Source organism: Streptomyces sp. NPDC059679 (genome assembly GCF_042734105.1).
Lineage (GTDB): Bacteria > Actinomycetota > Actinomycetes > Streptomycetales > Streptomycetaceae > Streptomyces.
This window is the reverse complement of sequence record NZ_JBHWES010000004.1, coordinates 14,407-39,901: the sequence shown is the minus strand read 5'-3', so window position 1 is coordinate 39,901 and position 25,495 is coordinate 14,407. Positions and strand designations below refer to the sequence as shown.

Annotated in this window: 16 protein-coding genes and 1 pseudogene; 6 read left to right on the top strand and 11 right to left on the bottom strand. The window is 70.4% G+C overall.

All coding sequences use genetic code 11. The annotated features are described in order from the left end of the window. Positions 1–158 precede the first annotated feature (158 nt). From ACFV2X_RS07000 to ACFV2X_RS06965, 8 genes are all read right to left on the bottom strand, one after another. Entirely contained in the window at positions 159–3,650 is a 3,492-nt protein-coding gene (locus ACFV2X_RS07000) for an amino acid adenylation domain-containing protein (protein ID WP_385612446.1), read from the bottom strand. Then, positions 3,647–6,244: a beta-ketoacyl synthase N-terminal-like domain-containing protein gene (locus ACFV2X_RS06995; protein WP_385612443.1), complete on the bottom strand. Its 2,598-nt coding sequence runs from the start codon at positions 6,242–6,244 to the stop codon at positions 3,647–3,649. The genes ACFV2X_RS07000 and ACFV2X_RS06995 overlap by 4 nt, the downstream gene beginning before the upstream one ends. Before the next feature lie 2 nt (positions 6,245–6,246). Then, complete coding sequence (locus tag ACFV2X_RS06990; RefSeq protein WP_385612440.1) at positions 6,247–9,354, bottom strand: amino acid adenylation domain-containing protein; 3,108 nt, start codon at positions 9,352–9,354, stop codon at positions 6,247–6,249. Positions 9,355–9,733: 379 nt separating this feature from the next. Then, on the bottom strand, positions 9,734–10,654 hold the full coding sequence (locus tag ACFV2X_RS06985) for an ROK family protein (RefSeq protein WP_385612910.1): 921 nt from the start codon (positions 10,652–10,654) through the stop codon (positions 9,734–9,736). Between the two features lie 11 nt (positions 10,655–10,665). After that, positions 10,666–12,423, bottom strand: coding sequence for a dipeptide ABC transporter ATP-binding protein (locus ACFV2X_RS06980; protein WP_385612437.1), 1,758 nt, complete (start codon positions 12,421–12,423; stop codon positions 10,666–10,668). After that, positions 12,420–13,319: an ABC transporter permease gene (locus ACFV2X_RS06975; protein WP_385612435.1), complete on the bottom strand. Its 900-nt coding sequence runs from the start codon at positions 13,317–13,319 to the stop codon at positions 12,420–12,422. Before ACFV2X_RS06975 ends, ACFV2X_RS06980 begins: the two co-directional genes overlap by 4 nt. Further along, entirely contained in the window at positions 13,316–14,278 is a 963-nt protein-coding gene (locus ACFV2X_RS06970) for an ABC transporter permease (RefSeq protein WP_385612433.1), read from the bottom strand. The genes ACFV2X_RS06975 and ACFV2X_RS06970 overlap by 4 nt, the downstream gene beginning before the upstream one ends. A 50-nt stretch (positions 14,279–14,328) precedes the next feature. Continuing rightward, on the bottom strand, positions 14,329–16,146 hold the full coding sequence (locus ACFV2X_RS06965) for a peptide ABC transporter substrate-binding protein (protein WP_385612431.1): 1,818 nt from the start codon (positions 16,144–16,146) through the stop codon (positions 14,329–14,331). A gap of 312 nt (positions 16,147–16,458) precedes the next feature. Here ACFV2X_RS06965 and ACFV2X_RS06960 point away from each other — a divergent pair, with 312 nt between their 5' ends. The 4 genes from ACFV2X_RS06960 to ACFV2X_RS06945 all read left to right on the top strand — a co-directional run bounded on the left by ACFV2X_RS06960 (position 16,459) and on the right by ACFV2X_RS06945 (position 21,377). Beyond that, the gene (locus ACFV2X_RS06960) at positions 16,459–17,691 is read left to right on the top strand and encodes an ROK family protein (RefSeq protein ID WP_385612429.1); all 1,233 of its coding nucleotides are present in this window, start codon (positions 16,459–16,461) and stop codon (positions 17,689–17,691) included. 25 nt (positions 17,692–17,716) lie between these two features. Beyond that, entirely contained in the window at positions 17,717–19,237 is a 1,521-nt protein-coding gene (locus ACFV2X_RS06955) for a M81 family metallopeptidase (RefSeq protein ID WP_385612427.1), read from the top strand. Positions 19,238–19,329: 92 nt separating this feature from the next. Continuing rightward, complete coding sequence (locus ACFV2X_RS06950) at positions 19,330–20,103, top strand: copper homeostasis protein CutC (RefSeq protein WP_385612908.1); 774 nt, start codon at positions 19,330–19,332, stop codon at positions 20,101–20,103. Between the two features lie 11 nt (positions 20,104–20,114). Beyond that, positions 20,115–21,377, top strand: coding sequence for an SMI1/KNR4 family protein (locus ACFV2X_RS06945; protein WP_385612424.1), 1,263 nt, complete (start codon positions 20,115–20,117; stop codon positions 21,375–21,377). A 70-nt stretch (positions 21,378–21,447) separates the two neighbouring features. On the opposite strand, the gene ACFV2X_RS06940 is transcribed toward ACFV2X_RS06945, so the two are convergent. After that, positions 21,448–22,335 carry an alpha/beta fold hydrolase gene (locus tag ACFV2X_RS06940; RefSeq protein ID WP_385612422.1) on the bottom strand — a complete coding sequence of 296 codons (888 nt, stop codon included), beginning with the start codon at positions 22,333–22,335 and terminating at the stop codon, positions 21,448–21,450. A gap of 229 nt (positions 22,336–22,564) precedes the next feature. Next, positions 22,565–22,699: pseudogene (locus ACFV2X_RS06935) on the bottom strand (winged helix-turn-helix transcriptional regulator); the annotation flags it as partial. Between the two features lie 25 nt (positions 22,700–22,724). Here ACFV2X_RS06935 and ACFV2X_RS06930 point away from each other — a divergent pair. Both ACFV2X_RS06930 and ACFV2X_RS06925 read left to right on the top strand, forming a co-directional pair. Then, positions 22,725–23,228 (top strand): alcohol dehydrogenase catalytic domain-containing protein, encoded by a 504-nt coding sequence (locus ACFV2X_RS06930; protein ID WP_385612419.1) that lies wholly within the window; start codon positions 22,725–22,727, stop codon positions 23,226–23,228. Next, the gene (locus tag ACFV2X_RS06925; protein WP_385612416.1) at positions 23,113–23,490 is read left to right on the top strand and encodes a zinc-binding dehydrogenase; all 378 of its coding nucleotides are present in this window, start codon (positions 23,113–23,115) and stop codon (positions 23,488–23,490) included. Before ACFV2X_RS06930 ends, ACFV2X_RS06925 begins: the two co-directional genes overlap by 116 nt. Before the next feature lie 221 nt (positions 23,491–23,711). Here the strand turns inward: ACFV2X_RS06925 and ACFV2X_RS06920 are convergent, their stop codons facing one another. Then, a complete protein-coding gene (locus tag ACFV2X_RS06920; RefSeq protein ID WP_385612413.1) occupies positions 23,712–25,484 on the bottom strand; it encodes a family 43 glycosylhydrolase in 1,773 nt (590 codons plus the stop codon). Positions 25,485–25,495: the final 11 nt, after the last annotated feature.

Here is a 25,495-nt window from a genome sequence, read left to right as displayed (position 1 = left end):
TCCGGGACTTCTGCCGGCACGCACTCGCGGGAGCGGCGAGTCGGCGTACCGGGATGCGGCGAGGGACGCGTGGGGCAGCGGCGCGCGAAACGCCGAGTGCGCGGGATGGGGGGTGCGCTGGACGGGGGTGCGCGGGACGGGGTCGCGCGGGACGGGGGTCAGTCGATGGCGGGCCGGAACGCGTCCGCCCGGAGCTGCTTCTTCCGGGAGACCTGTTGGCCACGCCGTTGCCGGGCCGCCCGGCGGGCGTCCGTGGCCGGCGCCCGACCGCGCCGCGGGTCCTCGGCCGGGGACGTCCCGCTGACATGGGCCGCGTACGCCCGGACACTGGGGTAGCGGAACAGGTCGACGATCCGCGCCTCCTCGTGCACCCGGTCGCGCACCTCCGTGAGCAGCTGGGCGACGAGGATCGACGTGCCCCCCGACTGGAAGAAGTCGTCGGCCGGGCCGATGCCGTCGTCGCCGAGCACCGCTCGCCAGACCGCCAGCAGCCGGGCCTCCAGATCGTTCGCGGGCTCTTTGGCCGTCTGTTCCCGGGTCTCGACGCGAATGTGCGGCAAGGCGTTGCGGTCCGTTTTGCCGCTGCTGGTGGTGGGCAGGGCGGCACAGGGCGCGAAGGCCGAGGGCACCATCTGGTCCGGGAGCAGGTCGGCGAGCCCGGCCCGCAGATACGCCTCGTCGATCACCGCGCCGGGCGCCGGCACATAGTGGGCGACCAGCAGGCCGCGCTCCCGCTCACGCTGGACGGTCACAGCGGATTCAGCTACTCCGGCGAGGGAGTTGAGCGCTTGCTCCACCTCTTCCAGCTCGATCCGGTAGCCGCCCACCTTGACCTGGTTGTCGACCCTGCCGACCAACTCGATCTCACCGCTCGGCAGCCACCGGGCGATGTCCCCCGTGCGGTAGACGCGACCGTCGGCGGACGGGGAGGGAGCGCTCAGGGCGGGAAGGGTGGGGAAGCGTTCGGCGGTGAGCCCGGGACTGCCGACGTAGCCGCGGGCCACACCGGCCCCCGCGAGGACCAGCTCGCCGAACATGCCGATCGGCACGGGGCCCAGCGTCGCGTCCACCACGTGGGCCGCGGTGTTCGCCAGCGGCCGGCCCACGAGGATGCGGTCGGGCTCCCGCGGGACCTCCCAGCAGGTCGACCACACGGTGGTCTCCGTCGGTCCGTACATGTTCAGCACGCGCGGGATGCCGAGGTCCTTGAGCTGCCGGGCCAGGGTGAGGTCGAGCGGTTCGCCGCCCACCATCAGCAGCCGGAGTCCGGCCAGGGCGCTTTCGGCGCCGGGCAGGCGGAGCACGCCGCGCAGCAGCGTGGGGGTCGCCTGCATGGCCGTCGCCCCCTCACGGCGGATGAGCTCCGGGATGGTCGCGGGCGCCTGAAGCCCCTGCGGGTCACTCGTGGTGTGCCGCAGCGTCTCGGACGTCTCCGAGAGCACCACGGGAACACCGCGGGCCACGGTCCACAACAGCTCGACCACCGCGATGTCGAAGGTGACCTGGGTGACGGCGAGCCACACGGCCGGATCCGGAGGCGAAGCCACCGCGTCGAGGGCGGTGAAGAGGTTCAGCACATTCGCGTGCGACACCTCGACGCCCTTGGGCCGCCCGGTGGAGCCGGAGGTGAAGATGACATAGGCGGCGTTGGCGGCGGCCTCACCCGGGGAGCCGGCCGTCCCCGGGTGCCGGAGCAGGTCCGCGGCGCTCAGCCGCACACCGGCGAACGACGGGCACCTGCCCTCGTACACCTCCCCGGTCACGAGCGCGGCGCAGCCGGCCGAGTCGAGCATGGACGTGGTGCGCCCATCCGGAGCGGCACCGTCCAGGGGCACGTACACCAGCCCCGCCCGGAGGATCCCCAGCAGTACGGCGATGAGCTCCGGCGACCTGGGCACCAGCACGCCCACCCGGCCGCCGGGCCGCAGCCCCGCGGAGCGCAGGCCGGCGGCGACGGACTCCGCCCTGTGCGCCAGTTCACCCCGGGACAGCACGGTCCCCCGGAACGTGACGGCCGCCTGCTCGGGATCCTCGCGCAGCCGGTCGAAGAGCTCGTCCTCCACGCGCCGCGCCGGCACCGGCCGGCTGGTGGAGGCATTCCACCGGTCGATGTGCCGGGAGCTGTCGGGGTCGATCAGCGGCAGATCCGCGAGCCGTGCGTCCGGGTCCTCGCACATACGCTCCACAAGGCGGACGAAACAGTCGGCGAAGCGCCGCGCGTCGGCCTCGTCGAACAGCGTGTCGTTGTAGACCAGCAGCCCCTGCAGCCCGGCCGCCCGGCTGTCTTCGCGCAGCTTGAACATCAGGTCGTACTGGGCCGAGTAGAAGGGGGTCGGAGCGGCCTCGGCGTGGACACCGGGCAAGGTGAACTGCTCGCCCGGATAGGTCTGCAGGATGAAGATGGTCTGGAAGATCGGGGAGTGCGAGCTGCTGCGCTCGGGGGCCGTCGCCTGCACCACCTGGTCGAAAGGAAGGTCCTGGTGGGCGAAGGCGTCGAACGCGCTGCTCCGGGTCTGCGCCAGGTAGTCGCGGACGGTACTGCTCTCATCGACCCGGGTCCGCACGGTGATGGTGTTGAAGAACAGCCCCAGGGTCCGCTCCAGCGCCGGATAGGGCCGGTTGGCCAGAGGGCTGCCGACGGCGATGTCGGACTGCCGCGTCATGCGGGACAGCAGCAGTGAGTACGCCGCCATGAAGGTGCTGTAGAGGGTGGTACCGGTCTCCCGGCACAACCCCCGTACCTTGTCGAGGAGTTCGCGTCCGTACCGGAAGGTCAGCGCGGAGCCGCGATAGCTCTGCACCGCCTGGCGCTGCCGGGAGGGGACCAGGTCGAGCAGCGGTGGAAGCTCGGCGAGCCTGTCGCGCCAGTACGCGCGCTGCCGCTGCGCCAGATCGCTGCCGAGCCATTCACGCTCCCAGACGGCGTAGTCCGCGTACTGCACGGAGAGCTCGGGTAACCGCGGGCTCCGCCCGGCGACGCGCGCCGCGTACAGCTCGGACAGTTCCTTCTTGATCAGCCCGGTGGACCAGCCGTCCGAGATGACGTGGTGCTGTGTGACGACGAAGGTCCACCGCCGCTGTGCCGTGCGCAGCAGGTCGAAGCGGATGAGCGGGGCCGCGGCCAGGTCGAAACGCGTGGAGACGACGTCGAGGAGCAGCCTGTCGTGCTCCTCCGGGGTGTCCGCCCGATGTGTCCCGAACGGCGCCGCACAGTCGTCGTCGATGGTCTGTAACAGGCCCTCCGGCGTCTCGGTCAGGGCCGTGCGCAGGATCTCGTGGCGCCGCACGAGATCGTCGGCGGCGCCGCGCAGGGCCGCTTCGTCCAGGTCGCCCCGGAATTCGGTGGCGAAGTACATGTTGTAGACGGACAGGTCGCTCGCCGTCTGCTCCACCAGCCACAGGCGCCGCTGGGCATAGGACGCGGGGATCGGTTCCCGGCGGTCGACGCGCTGAATGCGGACGCCGCGACGGTACTGCTCCTCCTCGTACTCGCGGAAGAACCGGAGTATCTCCGCGCGTCGCGTGCGGATGGAGTCCTTGACGGCGTCGGTGAGGGCGCCGTCGGGGCCCGACACCGACAGCTTCTCGCCGTTGGGCGCGATGCGGATCCCGCGCGCGGACATGTCCTCCAGAAAGCGGGTGACGCTCACAGTTCCACCGTCTCCATCGCTTCGTCGGTCGGGGCGGTCTGCGTCGCGTAGACACGCAGCGCGGCAAGCTCGCCCTGAACGAGTTCGGACATGCCTTCCAGCGTCTCGGCGTCCAGCAGATCGCCGAGCGGGATCCGCACCTCGAACAGCTCGCGGATCCTGGTCATGACCTGGGAGGCGAGCAGCGAGTGCCCGCCGAGGTCGAAGAAGCTGTCCTCGGGCACCACTTCGGGAACGCCGAGGACCGTCCGCCAGATGGCGCCCAGTTCGGTCAGGACGTCCTGCGCACCGCCTGCGCGGGAGGTGGCGGCCGCGGTGGTGCCGGCAGGTACGGGAGTGTGTCCCGCGGTGGCATCCGGCGCCGGAGCGGCCCAATGGCGGGCCTCGTCGAACGGGTAGCCCGGCAGCGGAATCCGGCGTCCGGCCCCGCGCAGCAGGTGCCAGGCCACGTCGGCGCCCCGTTCCCAGCAGTGGGCGACCAGACGCAGCCACTGCTCCCAGCCTGCCGCGCCGTCGAGCAGGCTGGGGCAGCCCGGCGGGGGTGCGGAGGCTTCTTCTCCGGTCACCGCGGCCCGGGTCATCGTCGGCAGGTGTCCCGTCGGCGGTACCCGGCCGGCGGGGAAACCGGTGCCCGAGGTGAGCGACCGGACCTCGACGGCCGGAGGAGTGGGCGGGCAGGCTGCGAGGTCCCGTTCGATCTCGTCCAGCAGCCGTTCGCAGACGCTCAGATCCCCGCCGGGCAGTGACGCCTCCAGGGCCCGGCTGTGCCGCTCGGCGCAGCGGAGCGCCACGTCCCAGGGCAGGGCTCCGGCATGGGCGAACGCCAGGTACTCGCCGGCGCCCACCGCGGCCACGGCGTCCGGGACGACTCCCCGTGCGGCCAGGGCGTCGAGCAGGCCCCGCGCGGTGTGCGCCGCGACCACCGCCCGGGAGGCCCCGGAGCCCGTGTGCTCGAGGGCACGGCGGAGCTCCGGGATGCGCTCGCCGAGCCGCTCGTCGAGGTCGTACGGGTTCTCGTCCCCGAGGTCGATCGCCAGCACGAGCCCTTCCGCCGGCGCGGGGACGGGCTTCTCGCGCAGGGCGGTGCCGATCCCCTGGAGGGAGGAGGCGACCCAGGCCCGGCGCAGCGTGCGGTGGTGGCGGCCCTCTTGGAGGGTGCGGGCCACATCGCCCGGGGCGTGTTCCTTGTGGTCCAGCGTCTCGGCGAGCCGGTCGCAGAGCCGGTCGAACGACACCGGCGTATGGGCGGAGAGCGGGAAGATGTGCGGCTCGTCCGGGGCGGCCGGCCCGGACGGTGCGGGTTGCCTGGGTGGCTGTTCCAGCACTAAGTGGGCGTTGGTGCCGCCGACGCCGAGCGCGGTGACGGCGGCGCGCCGGGGGTGCTCCGTATGCGGCCACGGGTGGCTGCCCACGCTGATGTACAGGCCGCTGTCCCCCAGGTCGATGAGGGGGTTGAGTTCGTCGTGCCCCACCGTCGCGGGCACCGTGCCTTCGCGGACGGCGAGTACGGCCTTGATGAGCCCGGCCATGCCGGCGGCGGTGTCCAGATGCCCCAGGGACGACTTCACGGCGCCGATCGCACAGGGAGTGGTGGCACCCAGCTGTTCCCGGGCCTCGCGGAGCGCCGCGAGTTCCACGGGGTCCCCGAGGGAGGTGCCGGTGCCGTGTGCCTCGACGTACCCCACGGTCGCCGGGTCGACACCCGCGTCGGTGAGCGCGGCGATGACGACGTCGCGCTGTCCGCGCACGCTCGGCGCGGCGAAGCTCTGCCGGTCCGCCCCGTCGTTGTTGAGGGCGGAGCCACGGATGACGGCGTGGACGGTGTCGCCGTCGCGCAGGGCGTCGTCCAGGCGCTTGAGGACGACGATTCCCGCGCCGCTTCCGGGTACGGTGCCCGCTGCCGCGCTGTCGAACGGGCGCAGCCGACCGTCCGGGGACATGACGGAGCCGTCGAGCGCGCGATAGCCGTGGTGCTGTGGCAGCTGCACGGACACCGCGCCCGCCAGGGCGAGTTCGCACTCGCCCGCCAACAGGCTGCGCCTGGCCAAGTGGACGGCGGTGATCGAGGTGGAGCACAGGCTGCTGATGAAGACGCTCGGCCCTCGCAGGTCGAGATGGTAGGAGACGCGCAGGGGCAGCGCGGCGGGGGTGTCGGACATGGACCGGTGGGTCCGGGCGCCGCTGTCCGGGCTGGGCAGCATCGCCGCGTAACGGTTCTCGCCGGAGCCGCAGAAGACCCCGACCCTGCGGTCCTCGCCGCCCGCCCACCCCGCGTGCTCCAGGGCGTGCACCGCTTCCTGGAGGAAGAGGCGGTGCTGCGGATCCATGGCAGCCGCCTCGGCGGGCGGGATCCCGAAGTAGGCGGCGTCGAACATCTCCACGTCTTCGAGCGCCCCGGCCACGGGAACGTAACTCGGGTCGGCGAGCACCTCCTGGGAGACGCCCTTCGCCGCGAGTTCGTCGGCCGTCAGCGGCACCAGGGACGTCGTCCCCTTCATGAGCGCGTTCCAGTACTCGTCGATGTCACGGGCGCCGGGGAAACGGCAGGCCATCCCGACCACCGCTATGAGCCGGCTCTCCTGCGCAAGGGTCATGCTCATCCTCCGTCGTTCTCCGAGCCGCTCAGCGAGCGGGCGACAGCGGCAACGGTCGGGTACTTGAACAGGTCCGTCACCGACAAGCCGGGCGCGATCTCCGTCCTGAGCCGGCGATGCAGCTGAATCAGGGTCAGTGAGCTGCCCCCGAGCTGGAACAAGCTCACGTCGCGGGGCACCCGGTCGGGTTCCGTGCCCAGGACCTCCGCCCACAGCGCGGCGAGCCGCCGTTCGAGGCCGGTACGCGGTTCGCTGTGCGACGACGGGGCCGCTCCCGCCTCGGGCAGCGGCAGCGCTCGTACGTCCACCTTTCCGGTGGCGGTGAGCGGCAGCTCCGCCAGCCGTACGAAGTGGGTGGGCAGGTGCTCCGGGGGCAGCCGGTCGGCGAGGTGTCCGCGGAGGTCGGCGAGTACGTCGTCCGGTTCGCAGACGACGTAGGCGAGCAGGGAGTCCGGGAGCTCGGGGCGGACCGTCACGACGGCGTCCTGGACTCCGGGGTGCCCGAGCAGCAGGTTGCGTATCCCGTCCAGTTCCACACGCAGTCCGCGGAGCTTCGCCTGCCCGTCGTCGCGCCCGTGGAACTCGAGCAAGCCGTCCTCGGTGAAGCGGGCGAGGTCACCCGTCCGGTAGAGCAACGCGCCGGGATCCTCGCTGAACCGGTGCGGTACGAACCGTTCGGCGGTCAGTTCGGCGCGGTTGGCGTATCCGAGAGCCAGCGGGAGCCCGCCGAGGCAGAGCTCCCCCACGAAGGTCGGGGGCATCAACTGCCCGCCGGGCCCGAGCACATAGGCCTGGCCCCCGGGAATGGGACGGCCGATGGGCACCGCCGCTTCCGGCTCGGCGCCGGGGCGGCACACGTGGGACGTCGCGTCGCAGCCCGCTTCGGTCGGCCCGTACAGGTTGATGACCTGGGCATGACAGCCCTTTGTCACGGCTTTCACGACCCAGGAGTCGAGGGCCTCTCCACCGGCGAAGAGCCGGCGCAGCGCGGGGAGGCCGCCCCATCCGTCCTCCGCCAGCAGGGCCTTGAGCAGGGTGGGGACGAACTGCGCCACGGTCACCGCGTGGCGCCGCATCTCGCCGAGCATGGCCGCCGGGTCCCGGTGCGCGCCCGGAGGCGCCACCACCAGCGTGGCGCCCACGGTGAGCGGGGCGAGGTACTCCCAAACCGACGCGTCGAAGATGGGCGGCGTCTTGAAGTAGAAGCGGTCCTCCGGGCGGAAGCCGAACTCGTCCCGCTTCCACCGGAGGTTGTTGGTCAGCGCACGGTGCGGGACGACGACCGCCTTGGGCAGCCCTGTGCTTCCGGACGTGGTGATGACGTAGGCGGGGGCTTCGGCGTCCACCGGCCGGTCTTCGAACCCGTCGCCTGGGGCAGCGGCTTCGGCGGCGTCCAGGCCGAGCGGCTTCACCCCGGGCGGCAGAGCGTCGAGTCCGGCATGGCTCGGCGCGATCACGGCTGCCGCTCCCGCGTCGGACAGGACGAAGGCGCGTCGGCGCGGCGGCTGTTCCATGTCGACGGGGAGGAAGGCCAGACCGCATCGCAGCACGGCCAGGGCCGCCTCGACGAACCGGGCCGACCTCGGCAGGCAGAGCGCGACGACGCTCCCCGAGGGGAGGCCGAGGGCCGTGATACGGGCGGCAAGGGAGCGGGAGGCCCGTTCCAGTTCCCCGTAGGTGACCTCGTGTCCCTCGTCGATCAGGGCGACCTTCTCGGGGGCGGCGGTGGCCTGACGCAGGAAGGACTCCGGGACGTGCGGCGGGTCGAGCTCGCCGGGCGGCGCGTTCCAGGTGTCCAGCACCAGGGAGCGGTCGGCCTCGGTGATGAGCTCCACTTCCCGCGCGGTGCCGTCCCAGCCGTCGACGATCTGGCCGAGCACGGTTTCCCACGCGCGGGCCAGCCGCTGTGCGGTGGCCGGGGCGTACACGTCGGGGTCGAAGTCCAGCCGCCCGGTGATTTCGGTGCCGCTGATGTTGATGGCCAGCAGCAGCTCCGACTTGCCGTCACGCGGGATCAGCGGGATGCGTTCCACATCCAGCCCGCGCAACCGGGGGTCCGTGCCCAGGTCGTTGACGGACAGCATGGCCGGGAGGGCCGCACCGCCACCGGCGATCACCCGCATACGGGCCCACAGCTTCTCCAGGGACTCTCCCTGATGCTCCAGGCAGGTGAAGAGCGATTCCTGAACCTCCCGGACGTACTCCTGAAGGCTTGTTTCAGCCTGCGGAGGGCAGCGGAAGAGCATCATGTCCGTAAACAGCCCCACCACCCTGTCGAATTCGGTGCGTCGCCAGTCGACAGCCGGATAGGAGACGACGACGTCATCGGAGCGGAGGAAGTGCTGAAGCGTCAGAGAGTAAGCGGACAGCAGCACTGCGAAGGGGGTCACCCGCCGACGTTCGACGAGCTCGAAGAAATCCGCCCGAAAGGACAGCGGGCAGGAGGAATGGCGAATGGGCGAATCATTGCCGTACGGGCGCTTGCGTGGTGCGGACGCGAGTACGTCCATGCCCTCCAGGTATTTCTCCCAGAAGTCGGTGTGTTCCTGCTCTTCGGGGAGATTCGTCCGCTCCTGCTGCTGGCGGACGTAGGAGAAATAGGGCGACTCGTCAATAGGCGCATCCGCCGGGAGGCGGCCGTCGAGGGCATCGTCATAGGCCTGGCCTAATTCCTCGATGATCAGGCCGACCGAAGGTGCGTCCACCGTGATGTGGTCGAACACCAGGAGGAGAACGGCGTCCTGCGGGGACAGCCGGAACAAGTCGGCTCGCACACGGCACGCGGTTTCACCGGAGAACGGCTCCGAAGCGGCTGCGGCGAGCCGTTCCCGCAGCTCATCGGCTGTCACCTGGTGTACATCCAGGACGCGGTCCGACGTGGGACGTACGCTCTGACGAAGTTCGCCGCTCGATAACTGATGAATCGCCACACGCAGCACGGGGTGCCGGTCCAGCACCGACCGGATGGCCTCGGCAAGCTCCTTCTCGGCGACGTGACCTGAAAGGCGGTAGGCCACGGGAACATGGTAGGAGTCCCCGTCGGGCTGGAGTTGCTGCGAGGCCCAGACGGTCTGCTGCTGCCGGGACAGCGGATGCCCGGCGGAATTCACAGAGTCACCCTGGAGAGGTGCTGGAATGCGAGATGTCCAGGTTTCCCTGAGCTTGCGTGAATATCGGCGGCGATATGCCTCAAAACCGGCGATCCGCTGGATCTGGAAGCGCGTATCTGAATCGATAGATGACCCACTGTTGCCCCCTCGTAACCGAGTTCCCCGTGAGCAATTCTTCTAACAGAAGATCGCAGTGAGTTTGCGACACGTGGCGTCGCTCCGACCATAGCTGTCGCGGTTTTGTGATGCAGGTCACGCATTTGGGGGTGTGGATTGAGGAGCGTACCCCCCCTGTTGCCCGCTTTGGTGCACATGATGTCGGCCGGGACTCTTGGCGATATTAAGTCTGGCGTGGCTGATTTTCATCGAGCCTCTTGACTCAGCGGTTGGCCGTGCGAATAGCCGTCGTCTCCAGGCGGGCGCGGGCGGCGGCGCCCACGGGTACGGCATCGGCGCCGAGCCGGGCACGGACCAGGCGGACCGGATGACCACTGACCGGGGGCTCCTTGGCGAGTTCGGCCCGTACGACGGGCTCGAGAAGGTGCCAGGCACCGCTGACGCCGCCACCGATCACCACCGTGGTGATGTCCACCAGGCCGGCTGTCATGACGACCGCCCGCGCGAGCCCGGCGCCGGCGGCGCGGTACACCTCCAGGGCGTCCTCGTCGCCGTACGCGGCCGCGTCGGCGACCTCTCGCGCGGTGAGCCGGCGGCCGGTGCGCTCGGCGAATCGGGCCCCGATGGAACGGCCGGAGGCCAAGGTCTCCAGGTGACCACGCCCCCCGCAGGTACAGGGCAAATCGCCGAATCCGGGGATGTGCCCGATCTCGCCGGCCGCGCCGTGCGGACCGGCGAAGAGCCGGCCGCCCGCCCAGAGCGCACCGCCCACGCCCGTGCCCAGCGCAATGCCGAGAACATCGGGCTCACCCCGTACCGCGCCGCCCGACACCTCCCCGCGCAGGAACGCGTTGACGTCGTTGTCGAGGAACGCGGGAACGCCCAGGGCGTCCTCCACGGCGGCGGTGACGGGGAAGCCCGACCAGCCGCTGAAGGAGTCGCTGGCCACCAGGATGCGGCCCACGGCGGTGTCCACCACCCCGGCCGCGCCGACGCCGGCGCCGATCAGTCGGCCGGGCGTACGCCGCAACAGCGGTGCCAGTGCACCGAGCGCGGCGTCCATCATGGCCTGCCCGCCGGAGGCCGCCGGAGTGGTCGTTCCGGCCCGGTCGAGCACCGTGAGGTCGTCGTCGCACAGCACCACCTGGGTCGTGGTCCCGCCGATGTCCACGCCGGCGAACAAGGGGCGGTCGCTCACGCCTCGGCCTCCGTGCGTCCGGCCGCCAAGGTGGCCAGGCGTTCGGCTCTGCGTCCGCGTTGGACCACCGGGTCGGGGACCGGCACGGCGGCCAGCAGCCGCCGGGTGTAGTCGGTTTCCGGGCGCAGCAGCGTCTCACCGGTGGGGCCCTGCTCCTCGATCCGCCCGGCCCGCATGACGGCGACCCGGCGGGCGAAGTGCTGGACGACGGCGAGGTCGTGGGAGACGAACAGGCAGGCGAAGCCCAACTCGTCCTGCAGTTCCGCGATGACCTTCAGCACGGACTCCTGCACGCTCACGTCGAGCGCGCTGGTGGGCTCGTCGGCGACCAGCAGCCGCGGCTCGAGCACCAGCGCGCGGGCCAGACTGACCCGCTGGCGCTGACCGCCGGACAGCTCGCGGGGGGCGCGCCGGACGATGTCGCGGGGCAGCCGGACCCGGTCGAGAACTGCTTCGACCCTGCTGCGCTGTTCCTGGGCGGACAGTTCACGGCGATGTACCCGCAGCGGCTCGGCGACGCACTCGCCGACCGTCATCCTGGCGTCGAGCGAGGCGACCGGGTCCTGGAGGACCACGCCTATGCCGGACCGCAGCCTCCGGCGGGCACGGGAACGGGTACGGGCCAGGTCGGCACCGAACAGCGACACGGCGCCGGACGTCGGCGGGATCAAGCCGAGTGCGACCCGCGCCGCGGTGGACTTGCCGGAGCCCGACTCGCCCACCAGGCCCAGGGTCTCGCCGGGGCGGACGACGAGCGAGATGCCGTCCAGGGCGTGCACCGCGCGCTTTCCGCGACCGAACACCACCGAGATGTCGTGGAGTTCGACGACCGGCGCGGTGGTGTCGCCGCTGCCGGACCCGCCGTCCGGGCGGGCCTCGCCAACTGCCGTGGCGCTGCGGCGACGTGAGGCCGGCGGGCGCTCGTCGGACTCCGCGACCGACAGCCGGGGCACTGCGGCCAGCAGCCGCCGGGTGTAGTCGTGGGACGGGCGCAGCAGTACGTCCTCGACCGGGCCGGTCTCCACGATCCGGCCCTGGTACATCACGGCGACCCGGTCCGCGAAGTCGGCGACCACACCCATGTTGTGGGTGACGAGCAGGACGCCGGTGCCGGTCTCGGCGGCGAGCCTGCGCAGCAGGTCGAGGATCTCGGCCTGCACGGTGACGTCCAGCGCGGTCGTCGGCTCATCGGCGATCAGGAGGGCCGGGTCGTTTGCGATGGCCATGGCGATGACCACCCGCTGGCGCTGGCCACCGGAGAGCTGGAAGGGGTAGGCGGCCGCGCGTTTCTCCGGCTCGGGGATGCCGACCCTGCGCAGCAGGCCGACGGCGCGAGCGGCGGCGTCCTTGGCGGAGACGTCGTTGTGGTTGCGGATCACCTCGGCGATCTGCCTGCCGATCCGGGTGAGCGGGTCGAGCGCGGTGGCCGGCTCCTGGAACACCATGGAGACGGTCCGGCCGCGCAGCGCGGCGAGCCCTGCCTCGTCAGCCCCGACGATGTCGGTGCCGTCGATCACGGCCTGGCCTGTGACACGGGCGTTTCCGGTCAGCAGCCCCATCGCGGCCAGCGCGACGGTGGACTTTCCGGAGCCCGACTCGCCGACCAGAGCGAGGGTCTCACCGGGACGGACGTGCAGGGACACCCCCTGTACGGCGGGAACCTCCGCGGACTCGGTGGTGAAGACGACACCGAGGTCGTCGAGTTCGAGAATCGGCTCGGCCGTCGGGGCGGCGGAGGTCTGGGTGGCGGTCATCCGCGTCCCCTCACGTCGAATGCGTCACGGAGCCCGTCCCCGATCGCGTTGAACGCCCAGACCACCAGGATGATGGCCAGGCCGGGCGGCAGGATGAGCCACCAATAGCCGGAGTAGGCGGCGGTGAGTCCCGCGGAGAGCATGCCGCCCCAGTCGGTGGCCGGCGGCTGCAGGCCCAGGCCCAGGTAGGAGACGTACGCCACGAGGAGGATGGCGTCGGCTATCTGGAAGGTCGTGGCAACGACGATGGTCGACACGGAGTTGGGCAGTATGTGCCGCAGGATCGCGCGGGCGTGTGTTCCTCCGATGGCCCGCAGCGTCAGTATGTAGTCGCGGTTCTTCAGGGTCAGGGTCTCGGCCCGGATGAGCCGCGTCGGCACCAGCCAGGACACCAGCCCGAGGATGAGGATCAGGCCGGCCAGGCCGGGGGTGGTGATGGCGGAGACCACCAGCAGGATGAAGAGGGCGGGGATGGCGATGCCCGCGTCCACGATCCGCATCATCACCGCGTCGATCCAGCCGCCGGCATAGCCCGCGGCCGCGCCCCACAGGGTGCCGATGACGGTGGCCAGGACGCCTGCGGCGAGACCGACGATCAGCGACACCTTGCCGCCGTACATCAGCCGGCCCAGCTCGTCGTGGCCGACGGCGTCGGTGCCGAGCCAGTGTGCTCCGCTCGGCGAGAGGTTGACCTGCTGGAGGGCGGTGTGGGTCTGGTCCGTGTGGTACACCAGCGGGCCCACGAAGCAGAACAGGATGAAGAACACCACGACGGCGAGTCCGGCGACGGCGAGCCGGTTGCGCAGGAAGCGCCGCACGGCGAGCCGGGTGCCGGAGCTCTCCCGGGGGGTGTCCGCGGTGCCGGGCGTCTTGGCCGGCTGGATGACGGCGCTCATGCCCGGCTGCCTGCCTTCACTCGGGGATCGATGATCCGCTGGACGATGTCGGCGAGCAGCGTGCCGACCACGGTGGCGACGGCGATGACCAGCACACAGCCCAGCAGGACCGGGTAGTCGGAGGCCTGTGCGGCTGACCAGAACAGCAGCCCCATACCGGGGTAGTTGAAGAGCTGCTCGACCACCAGCGCACCGCCGAAGAGCACCGGCAGGTAGTAGCCGAGCATGGCGACCACGGGCGTCAGGGAGTTACGGAAGACGTGCCGCCACAGGATGGCGCGGGAGCGGGAACCCCCGGCCCGCGCCGTCCTGACGTAGTCCTCGGAGAGATTCTCCAAGGTGGCGGCGCGCATGTAGCGGCTGAACACCGCGACCATGGAGGCGGCGCCGGCGGCCACCGGCAGTACCAGGGCCTGCGGGTCGGAGAACACCTGGGCGAGCGAGTCCCCCTGCGGCGCCTGGGACGGGAACCACGGCAGCACCTGGCTGAACACCAGAATCAGGATCAGCCCGAGGAAGTACACCGGCGTGGAGTAGGCGATGAAGCTCAGCGTGGTGATGACATAGTCCACCGGCCCGTTGCGGCGCACGGCCTGCCACATCCCCAGCGGGATCGCCAGGAGAAGGCCGATGACCATCGACAGGACGGTCAGGACCAGGGTCTTCGGCAGCCGCTCCCCGATGAGCCGGGAGACCGGCGCGTTCAGGGTGTACGAGGTGCCGAGGTCGCCGTGCAGCAACTGGTTCAGGTAGTGGAAGTACTGCACGGGCAGAGACCGGTCGAGGCCCTGTTCGTGGTTGAAGCGGGCGATCTGCTGCGCCGTGGCCTGCGGGCCGAGGATGCCGCGGGCGGGACCCCCGGGCAGGGCGTGCAGCAGACCGAAGACCACGATCGTCACGATCACGATCACCGCGACGGCCTGGAGGACGCGTCTGATCAGGTACGAAGGAGTACTCATGTGTTTTCCGGTCGCTTCGGCTCAGGGATGCGCTGGGTCACCGGCCGGGCTCATTTGTTCGTCCACTTCCACATGGCGGGGTGGAAGTTGGCGAGCGAGTCCTGGGCGAAACCGCCCAGCCCGTTCTTGACCACGGAGACCTGGTAGTCGGGCTCCGGCAGCCAGATCACCGGCAGGTCCTTGGCCAGCGTGGCGCTGTACTCCTGGACGGCGGCGGCCGACTCGGAGGTGGTGGTCTGCGCGATCAGCTTGTCCACCGCCGGGTTGGAGTAGCTGCCGAAGTTGGAACCGCCGCCGGTCTGGAAGAGCGAGTCACCGCTCGGGTACGCCGGGAAGTACCAGCTGCCCGCGGTGCCGAAGAAGGACAGCTGCCACTTGCAACCCGAGTCACCGGACTTGCACTGACCGGACTGCGAGAGTACGGAGTTGACCGGGGCGGTCTTGATGGTGAACTTGATACCGGTCTTCGAGAAGGAGGACTGCAGCGCGCTCATCATGTTGTCGGTCACGGTCGAGCCGGACTGGGACAGCACCTGCATCTCGAACTTGGTGCCCTTGTCGACGCCCGAGCCGCACTGGTCGTCGCCGCTGCCCGCGTCGGTGCACACCATGGTGCCGTTCTGCTCGCTCCAGCCGTGCGAGGTCAGCAGCTGCTTCGCCTTGGCGGTGTCGAACGGGTACGGGTTCTTCTTCTGCTCAGGAGAGACGAAGTCGGAGGCCTGTCCCTGGGGGATCGGACCGTAGGTGGGGACCGCGGTGCCGTTGAAGATCACCTTCGCCAGACTGGTCTGGTCGACCGACATCTGGATCGCCTGGCGGGCGTAGAGCTGCTTGAAGACGGTGCCCATGGCCGGGTTGTTGAAGTTGTAGGGCATGTAGGTGATCGCCCAGCCCGCCCACGGCTTGACCGTGTAGCCCTTCGCCTTGAAGGACTCCTCCTGGCTGAGGTCCGTGGCGTTGATGTAGCCGTAGTCGACCGTGCCCGCCCGCAGCGCGTTCGCCTCGGCGTCGGTCGTGGTGAACGGCAGGAGGTTGACGTGTCTGATGTTGGCCTTGCCGCCGCCGTCGTACTTGGCGTTGGCGGTCAGTTCGACCCTGCCCGCGGTGGAGAAGGACTTGAGGGTGTACGGACCGCTGACGGTCTTCCACAGCGGGTCGGTGGCGTAACCGGAGATGTTCTTGGCGGCGCTGTTGAGGTACTTCCAGACCTTCTTGGCGCCGGCGGGGGTGCGGTCCAGGTCGGAGACGGCGTCGGAGTCGCCGGTCTTGTCCCAGACGTGCTGCGGCATCGGGCGGATCATGCTCAACTCGTTGGCGAGCATCCACTGCTTGTTGTACGCCTTGTCGAACGTGATGGTGAAGTGAGTGTCGTCGACGATCTTCAGCGAGGTCCAGTTGTCCGGCGCCTTGCCCGGACTGTAGCTTGCCCAGTCGGCCTTGTTGGCCTTGACCAGGTTGAACCAGAACTCGACGTCGCGCGAGGTGATCGGCTTGCCGTCACTCCAGTGCCGGTTGCCGAGGGTGATCGTGACGCTCTTGCTGTCCTTGGCGAAGTCCGCCGCGGTGGCGAGGGAGTTGTCCTTGTTCCAGCCGACCTCGCCGGTGGAGCCGTCATAGGCGATCAGCGGCTCCCAGAGGGACTGGGATATGGAGGAGTTGTTGGTGTTGAGGTGCGCGGCCGTGCCGACCGGGAGGATCCAGTTCGGCGTGAAGTTGGCCGGGAGCGCGTAGTTGATGGTGTCGGTCGAGTGTCCGCCGGACGACGAGGTACCGCCCCCGGAACAGCCGGTGAGCAGTGCGCCGGACGTGAGGGCGGCACCCGCGACGAGGGCCCAGCGGCGGCCGGTCGCCGTATGAGCAAGGAACATGACTCTCCTCGGAGTGAAAGGACCCGTGTGTGCCCCGTTGGGCCTGGGCCTGGGGCGGGCGCCGCGGGGATCGGCGCTGCGACGACAGTCAACGTCTCACGTGCTGATTAAACAAACAAGAATTAGTAAAAAGTAAGTTTCTGCGAGTTCGACAGAACTCCCCGAAGCCCTGTCCGGGTGGCGAAAACACTGCCTTTGGTCCGATTTGTCATGCTGTCGATCACGACAATGTCGTCCGAGAAGCGGTTCACGTACGCCTTGTGCGGGCGTACTGTCTTCGTCACATCCACCGTTGCGGAAGTTACTTCGTACATGACTGAAATAAGTGCGCGGAACCGTCAGCCGACGAAGGGGAGTTCCCCCCTCGCCGCCCGCGTCCTGGAACTCGTGGCCTCGGGCCAGGCCTCGTCACGCGCCGAACTCGCCGGCCTGCTCGGTGCCGCCCCCTCGACCATCTCCCTCACCGTGGGGCAGCTGGTCGAGCGCGGGCTGATCGCCGAGGAAGGCACCCAGTCGTCCACCGGCGGGCGCCCCCGCAAGGTCCTGCGGCTCGGCGGCACCGATGAGTTCGCCGTCGCCGCCGACCTCGGCGGCCGGCATGCCCGGATCGGTGTGGCGCTGCCCGGCGGCCGACTCGAAAAGGTCTCCACCGTTCCGTTCGTCATCGCCGACGGCCCCGAGCAGGCCCTGCCACGGCTCGCCGAAACCCTGGAGGCCCTGGCCGAGGAACACGGACGCGACCGGATGTGCGGTGTCGGCCTGTCCCTGCCGGGCCCCGTCGACATCCGGTCCGGAGCCGCCATGCTGCCGTCGCGGATGCCGGGGTGGAACCGCTTCCCGGTCGCCACCTGGCTGGAGGAACGCTTCGGCGTCCCGACCGCGGTGGACAACGACGCCAACTGCATGGCGATGGGCGAGCACACCGTCCGGCCCGCCGAACACCGACAGTCGATCATGGTGAAGATCGGCTCGGCGATCGGCGCCGGCGTCATCGTCGACGGTCGCCTCTACCGGGGCGCTACCGGCGCCGCCGGCGACATCACCCACATCCGGATCGACGGCGCCGCCGACATCCCCTGCTCCTGCGGCAAGACGGGCTGTCTGGAGACAGTGGCCTCCGGTGCCGCCCTCGTACGCATCCTGCGCGAGCGCGGCGCCGACGTCAGCAGCCTCGAGGACGTCGTGGGCCTCGCCGCCGACGCCGACCCCGAGGCCACCCGCGCGGTCCGCCGAGCCGGAGAACATCTCGGGCAGGTGCTCGCCGCCAACGTCAACTTCTTCAACCCGGACGCCGTCTACCTCGGCGGCATCCTCTCCACTCTGGAACCCTTCGTCGCCGCGGTCCGCAGCCAGCTCTACGACAGCTGCCACCCGCTGGTCACCGAGCACCTCACGATCGAGCGGGCCAGCCTCGGCGTCGACGCCGGAGTCGTCGGGGCCGGACAGTTCGCCCTGCAGCGCGCCATGGCGCACGCCCTGCGCGACGTCGGCGGCACCGGGCTCGGTGTCGAGCACTTCGGCCCCGCCGCACACCGCACCCCCTGACGCACCACACCCCGCACGAGGAGCCATGTCGGAATCCCGCACCGCCGCCCGCCCGGTCATCGCCATCGCCGGGCTCGGTATCGAGTCGTCCACCTTCTCCCCGGCCCGCACCGAGGCCCCCGCGTTCCATCCCTTGCGGGGCGCTGATGTGTTCGGCCGCTACCCCTTCCTCGCGCCCGGCGAGGAACTGCGCGAGGCCGCCGACTGGCACGGCGCCCTGGTGGGCAAGTCGCTGCCCGGCGGCATGGTCACCGCCGCCGCCTGGTCCGCACTCACCGGCGAACTCATCGACCGCCTCGCCGCACTGCCCCGGCTCGACGGTCTCTGGTACGACATCCACGGCGCGATGACCGTGGAGGGCGTCGAGGACGCCGAGGCCGTCCTGCTGGAACGCATCCGTGCCACCGTCGGCCCCGACGTGATCGTCTCCACCTCGATGGACCTGCACGGCAACGTCTCCCGCGAACTCGCCCACCGCAGCGACCTCATCACCTGCTACCGGATGGCGCCGCACGAGGACCACATGGAGACCAAGGAGCGCGCCGTGCGCAACCTGGTCGACCTGCTCGCCTCCGGCGCCCCCCGACCGGTGAAGGCATGGGTACCGGTCCCGGTGCTGCTGGCCGGAGAGCAGACCTCCACCCGCATCGAGCCCGCCAGGAGCGTGTACGCGGCGGTCGACGAGGTCGAGGCCATGGACGGGGTGACCGACGCGGCGATATGGGTCGGCTACGCCTGGGCCGACGAACCACGCAACCGCGCGGCCGTCGTCGTCACCGGCCCCGACCGGAACGCCGTGTCGTCAGGCGCCGAACGCCTCGCCCGCGGCTTCTGGGAGGCCCGTCACGACTTCGGCTTCGTCGCCCCGACCGGTACCTTCGACGACCTCCTCGATGAGGCCTTGGGCTCGCAGCAGCGGCCGTACTTCATCAGCGACACCGGCGACAACCCCACCGCGGGCGGCGCCGGCGACGTCACCTGGGGACTGACCAGGCTGCTGGAGCGCCCGGAGTTCCAGAAGGACGACGGCCCGACCGTCCTGTACGCCTCGGTGCCCGGCCCCGCCGCCGTTGACACCGCGGTTGCCGCCGGCGTGGGCGCCACCGTCACCGTCACCGCCGGAGCCGAGGTGGACGACCGGCACGCCGGTCCCGTCACCCTCACCGGCGTGGTACACGCGATCCGGCACGGCGACCGCGACGCCGAGACCGAGGTCGTGGTCCGCGTCGGCAGCGTATACGCGATCCTGACCCGGCTGCGCAAGCCCTACCATCATGAACGCGACTTCTCCGACCTGGACCTCGGCCCCCGCTCCGCCGACGTGGTCATCGTGAAGATCGGCTACCTGGAGCCGGAGTTGTTCGACATGGCCGCGGCGTGGAAGATGGCCCTCACACCAGGCGGTGTCGACCAGGACCTGGTGCGACTCGGTTACCAGCGCATCCGTCGGCCCATGTTCCCCTTCGACCGCGACATGGCCGACCCGGACCTGGCGGCCCGGCTCATCCCGGCCTCCGACCAGCCGCTCACCGGGGACGACGAGTGACCGGCCGCAGCGGTCACGCCCCTGACCAGAACCGACCCGGCGGGCGGTCCGGCCCTCCGGGCGGCACCGGTACGTCGGGAACCACCCTCGAGATCGCGGTCACCTCCCCGGCGGGTGCCCGTGCCGCCCGCGACCACGGTGCGGACCGGGTCGAACTGTGCACCGGGCTCGAACTGGGCGGCCTGACCCCGTCGGCGGCCTCGGTGGAGGCGGTCGCAGCCGTCGGGTCGCCGGTGCACGCTCTGGTGCGGTGCCGTCCCGGTGACTTCGTGTACGACGCCGAGGAGATCGCCCTGATGGTCGCCGAGGTACGCTCGGTCGTCGCCTCGGGCGCCTCGGGCGTGGTGGTCGGCGCGCTGACCGCCGAAGGTCTCCTGGACACCGATGCCGTCACCCGCCTGACCGACGCCGCCCATGACGCGGCATCGAAGCACGAGCGCTCCGTAGACATCACCCTGCACCGCGCGATCGACCAGTCCGCCGACCCGGTCGCCGCCGCGGCGCTGCTCCCCTCACTGGGGATCACCAGGGTTCTCACCTCCGGCGGCGCGGCGACCGCGGCCGGCGGGGCGACCACGCTTGCCGCGATGGTCGCCGCGGTTCCTGGCGTGCAGGTCATGGCAGGCGGCGGCGTCCGCACCGCTGACATCCCCGCCCTGGTGGCCGCGGGGGTCGCCGCGGTGCACCTCTCCGCCAAGACCCGGGCCGAGCCCCGGCGCGGCGGTGCGTGGATACCTCTCGGAGCCGCGGGAGCCTCCGCCCTCCAGGACACCCACTTCGTCACCGACCCGGAGGTGGTGGCCGAGGCCCGGCAGGCACTGGACGCCGCACGGACCACGGGCCGCGGTGTCGGGGGCGGGTGCTAGTTTGCGGCGGCGTGACGACATCCTCCCCGCAGAAGTCGCCGTTCCTTTACGTGATCGATGAAGACTTCGTTCCGCCCGACCGGGGTGATGAGCAGGAAGGGCCTGAGTCTGCGGTTCCGGCTGGTGATCCGGACGAGGCGGTGCGGCTCTTCCACCACTACCGGCGGCTGATGGCGCAGATCCTCGGGTACGAGGAGGAACTCCCCGAGCCCGCGAGTGAGGAGGACCTCGCCGCGGCGGAGGAGGAACTCGGCGTCGCGTTGCCTCCGGACCTCCGCGCGCTGTACGGCATCGCCGACGGTGAAGGTGATGGCGTCGTCAACCCGCTGTTCGACCGGCAGGAGTGGCTCCCCCTCGCCGAGATCGGCGACCTGGATGACGAGTGGCTCGACATAGCCCGGGAATGGGAGCACGAACCCTGGCGCCAGACGGTGTTCGATGCCCAGCCCCCGAACACCGTCCGGAGGTCGCCGCTGCGTGCGGGCTGGATCCGGTTCGCGTTCGACACCGGTGGCAACTGGCTCGCCGTGGACATGGATCCGGGGCCGAAGGGTCGTCCCGGGCAGGTCATCGCGGTCGGTGTCGACCACACGCGGGGGCCGACGTACGTCGCTGACTCGGTGACCACGTTCCTGCGCCGTCTGGTGGAAGCGCTGGAACGCGGTGCCCACCGCCATCACAACAAGGGCCTGTGGATCGAGGCGGACCTGCCGGGCCTGTCCCGCGGGCACACCAGCTACAGCGACGGCCGACCTTCCCGTGCGCGGGCCGAGCAGGCCGGTCCGCGCGTGCAGGAGGTCCGGGTGTCCGGCGTCGAGGATTGCGCGTTCCTCGCCGCGCTGCCCGACGTGTGTTCGCTGGCGCTGTCGAGCGGGGGTTCGCCCGACCTGACTCCGCTCGGCAGCCCTCCGATGGAGTATCTGGAGCTGGATGTGGAGTCGGCTGACCTGACGGCGCCGGCCCGAAACCGGGAGCTGCGTTCGCTGTCGGTCACCTGCGCGCGTCCCGTCGAGCTGGCTCCGCTCCGTACGCTGCCCAACCTGTGGGCGCTGGACATCGCGGCGGCACCCGTCGCCGACATCGCCACGGTGGGTGAGCTGAAGGGATTGCGCTACCTGGAGGTGACCCAGGACCAATGGCGGGAGCTGTCAAAACTCGACGACCTGCCGCCACTGGCCGTCGTCGGTCTCCACCCCCACCGCCCCGAACGCGACTGGCCGATCTCAACGGCCTGGGTCACCACCTACGACGAGCCACCTTCGGCGACAGCCTGAACCGGTGCCTGGGTGAGGGACCCGCCCGGCCGCAGAAGATCAACCGGCCGACGCGCAGGTGGCTTCAGGCTCAGGCCCAGCGCTTCAGGAACTCGATCACTGCGGAGCCGACCTCCGTGGGATGCGAGGCGCTCAGGAAGTGCTGCCCGTTCTCAATGATCTCCAGGCGCGCCTCGGGGGAGCTGGTGAACATCCGGATCTCGTCCTGGGCGTTCGGCACGGAGTACACCTGGTCCGCGGTGCCGTGCAGCCACAGGACGGGGCAGCGGACCTCGTCGAGCCTGCCGTGGAGCCCGTCGCGGTCCCGCAGGTTCACCGTGCTGAGGCGCAGACGGTGGCGTCCGGCGTCACCGCTGTAGTTTGCGCGGTAGGCGGTGAGCCAGAACTCGCGTTCCTCGGCTGAGACGCTGCCCAGGGACGTGGCCAGGACGGCGTCTACGACCTCGTCCGGCACGACCCAGTCCTCGCCGACCGGGTCGGCGAGGGCGTCGACGAGCGGCGTGTTGAGTCCTATCGCGTCCCAGCACCCCAGGTCGCGGCTGCGCGGGCTCTCGAAGTCCATCGACGTGCCGAGCGGGATGAGGCCCCTCACGACGTCCGGGGCGAGCAGCGCCATGCGGACCGCCACCCAGCCGCCCTGCGAGGTTCCCAGCACGAAGGCCTCGTCGATCCCGAGAGCCTCGAGGACCTGCAGGTTCGCGACCGCGCTGTCCCAGTAGGTGAAGTGCTGGTACGCGGCCCTCGTGCGGCCGTGCCCGTAGGGTTCGAGGGCCAGCAGGTTGGCCGCGGACCCGAGCTCCGAGTCGGCGAACTGCGGCCGGTACAACTCGGCCGACGTGGTGTACGAGTTGATCAGGACCAGCGTCGGGAGTGCGGGGTCGTACGGCTTGCCGAAGGTGTACCCGATGGTCGATCCTCCGAGGTGAGGGATCTCGACGGTCTGTCCGGGCTTGCTCACGGTGTACTCCTCGATTCGTATGGGGGGTCTCTGAGAACGAGGCGTCGGAGCGGAGGACGGCTCCGGCCGAGGCCACTGCCATGATGGGCAGATGATCCACATGATGTCGAATAATGGTTCGGCCTCGCCCTGTTCGCATCTTTCGTAGCCGTGGCGCCGATCGAGCCGTCAACGGTCAGCTTCAGACAGCAAGCTCAGTGTTCGGCTGCCGCGCGGTGGTGTTCCTCCCGGTGGGCGTGACGGTCCTGGTGACCAGGCCGTCGACTTCCAGGGAGCGCAGGGTCTGGGTGAGCATCTTCTGGCGGGCGCCCGCGAGCCGGCGGGACAGTTCGGAGAAGCGCATCGACCGGGGCCCGTCTTCTCCTCGGCCCGGCGCTGAGCCGCTGTCCGTGTCGGCATTGATCGCTCCTTCGGTACCCGAAGGGGGCTTACGTACTTTCAAGTGCCGCTGGGAGTTCGCCGGCGTCGTGGACGCGGTCGGGCCGGGCGTCGACTGGGCCGTCGGTACCCGGGTGGCCGGCCTGGTGGCCGGCTTCGACCGCGACTACGGCACGTACGTCGAGCAGATCGTGGTCCCAGCGGCCGACGTCGCCCCGGTCCCCGACGGGCTGGACCTGCTGGCCGCGACCACGGTCCCCCTCAACGGGCTGGCCGCCGCGCAGGTCGTCGACCTGCTCGGGGACGCGCCCGCCGGGGCCGGCCGACTGCTGGTGATCGGCGCCGCGGGGGGCGGTCGGGGCGAACGTCACCGTCCTCGCCCGGGAACGCGGCTGGCAGGTGACCGGGCTCGCCCGCGCCGGCGACGAGGAGTTCGTCCGCGGCCTCGGCGCCGACTTCACCGCACACGCCGAGCCGGAATGGGACGCAGCCGTCGACCCCGCACAACTCAATGACCAGGCCGTCAAGCTGGTCCGCGACGGCGGCTCTTACGTCGGCCTGCGGCCCGGCCTCGAACCGCCCACCGAGCGCGGAATCTCGGTCACCTCCGTGGTCACCGCCTCCGACCGCACCCGACTCGCCGACCTCCTCACCCGCGCCGCCGCCGGCGACCTCCCGACCCGCGTCCACGCCGTCGTCCCGCTGGACCAGGCCGCCGAAGCCCACCGGGCCAGCGCCGGGGGCGGCCTCCGCGGCCGCTACATCATCTGCCCCTGACCAGCCCGGTGCCGAGTGCGCGGCCGACCGCGATCACAGGCATCCGCACGCAGCTCGCGTTGCCCGTTGCCGAACGTCGCGCCGAATCGATGTCGGTGAACGGGTTGCCCTGCCAGGGCCGTCGAGGTCGATCTCGAATCAGCGCGGTCCACGCGTCGGCGGGGTTCCAACCGGGGCCCCAGGTAGGGCCGGAGAAGCGAATCAGTCCTCCCTGCCCCCGATCACTTCACCGGTACCGTCTCCCCGGGCGTGACGCCGCCTTCGCCGAACGCGTCCACCGCCACCCAGTACTCCGCGTCAGCATTGAGCGAGCGCAGGTCGAGCGAGGTGCGCTGGTGCACCTGCCAGCTGTGGTACAGCTTCTCCGGATGGCGGCCGTAACGGATGTTGTAGCCGGTGGCCCCGGTGACCGAGCCCCACTCGACCCTGGCGGTGCGGCCGTCGACACGGCGGCCCTGAGCACGAACCGAGCGCGGCGCCGCGCCGTCACCCGTGCCGAAGACCCGTAGACCGCTGACCGCGAAGGCGCCGTCGAACGGCATGCGGCCGCCGGTGACCCGGACGAACCGGGCGCGCAGCGGTGCGTCGAGCACGATGAATGCGTGCGGGGCATCGGTGTTCGTTCCCCGGGAGTCGCGCACGACGGTCCATTGGCGCCCGTCCTGCGAGATCTCGACCAAGGCATCCGCCGGCTCATGGGTGGGGAAGATGCCACGCCAGAAGGAGCTGTTCCAGTCGGCTCCTTCGGGGGCCTGTGGAGCCAGGTCGCCGAGCTTGTGATCCGCCAGGTTGACCTGCACTGCGTACACCGTCTTGCTCACGCCGAGGTCGACGGTCAGTGACTCGCCCGGTTCGCGCCCCCCGGCTGCCCACCAGGTGCGGATGTCCTCGTCGACCGCTGATGTGGGAGTGCGGCCGGGGGCGGAGGACGAGGCGGTGGTGTGCGCTTTGTAGGACAACAGCATCCAGGCCGGAGGCGTCCAAGGGGCGAACGGCCCGTCCGGGACGATGAAGGGGTAGTCGGCGAAGTTCTGGTTGCAGAAGAGCACGCCGTCCTCGTCGAATCCGGCGGGGAAGATCCCGATGCGCCGCTCGAAGTCGTCGTTCACCGAGATGCGCATGGTCGACGCGTGCCACCAGTTTCCATGACGGTCCTGGAACGTGGATCCGTGACCTGCCCCGGTGATGAAACCGCCCGGCTTCGACGAGAACGGGCTGTCGAGCGAGTACTCGAACGGACCCAGCGGGGATGAGGCCGTGTAATAGCCGTCTGCGTAGGTGTTGAGTTGCGTGGCGGGCGCCGCGTACTGCAGGTAGTAGGTCCCGTCGCGCTTGGTCATCCACGCGCCCTCGATATAGGGCTTGCCCTGGAGCCGGGAGAGGAGTTCCTCCTGGTCGGCGCTGGTCGGCGTGGCGATGTAGTCCTCGCCGACCTGCTCCCAGCCGTGAGTGGTGACATCAGCCCGGATCAGCTGTACCGGTTCGCCGATCTGCTCGAAGGTGCCCGACAGTCGCACCCCGTAGAGGGGCGTGTTGTTGTCACAACCCCAGTAGAGATAGGCGCCGCCGTCGTCGTCCTGGAACAGGCTCGGGTCCCAGAAGGGGAAGGTGCCCGGCGTGACCTCGACGAAGTCGTCGGTCAACGGGTCCACGCTGCGGAAGAAGGGACAGTCGTCCGCTTTCCTGGACGCGCTGATGTACAGCGCTCCGTCGACCTCCCGGACATCCGGCGCGTAGTCGAGGGCGGGCAGCTTGGATGTCGCGCGGTACTCCCACCGCAGTAGATCCTCCGAGTGCCAGAACCCCGCCGACATCGACGCGAACATATAGAAGCGGCCGCGGTACCGCACGATGGAGGGATCCGCGGCCTCCCGGTGGACGGACCGCCGTGGCTCACTGCCGTTCATGCCGTCGGCGCTGCCGGTGGCGCGGATGTCCTGGTAGCGGTAGGCGAGGTCGAGGGGATTGCAGAGCACGCGCTTGGAGGAGTGCATCGGCGGGTCTC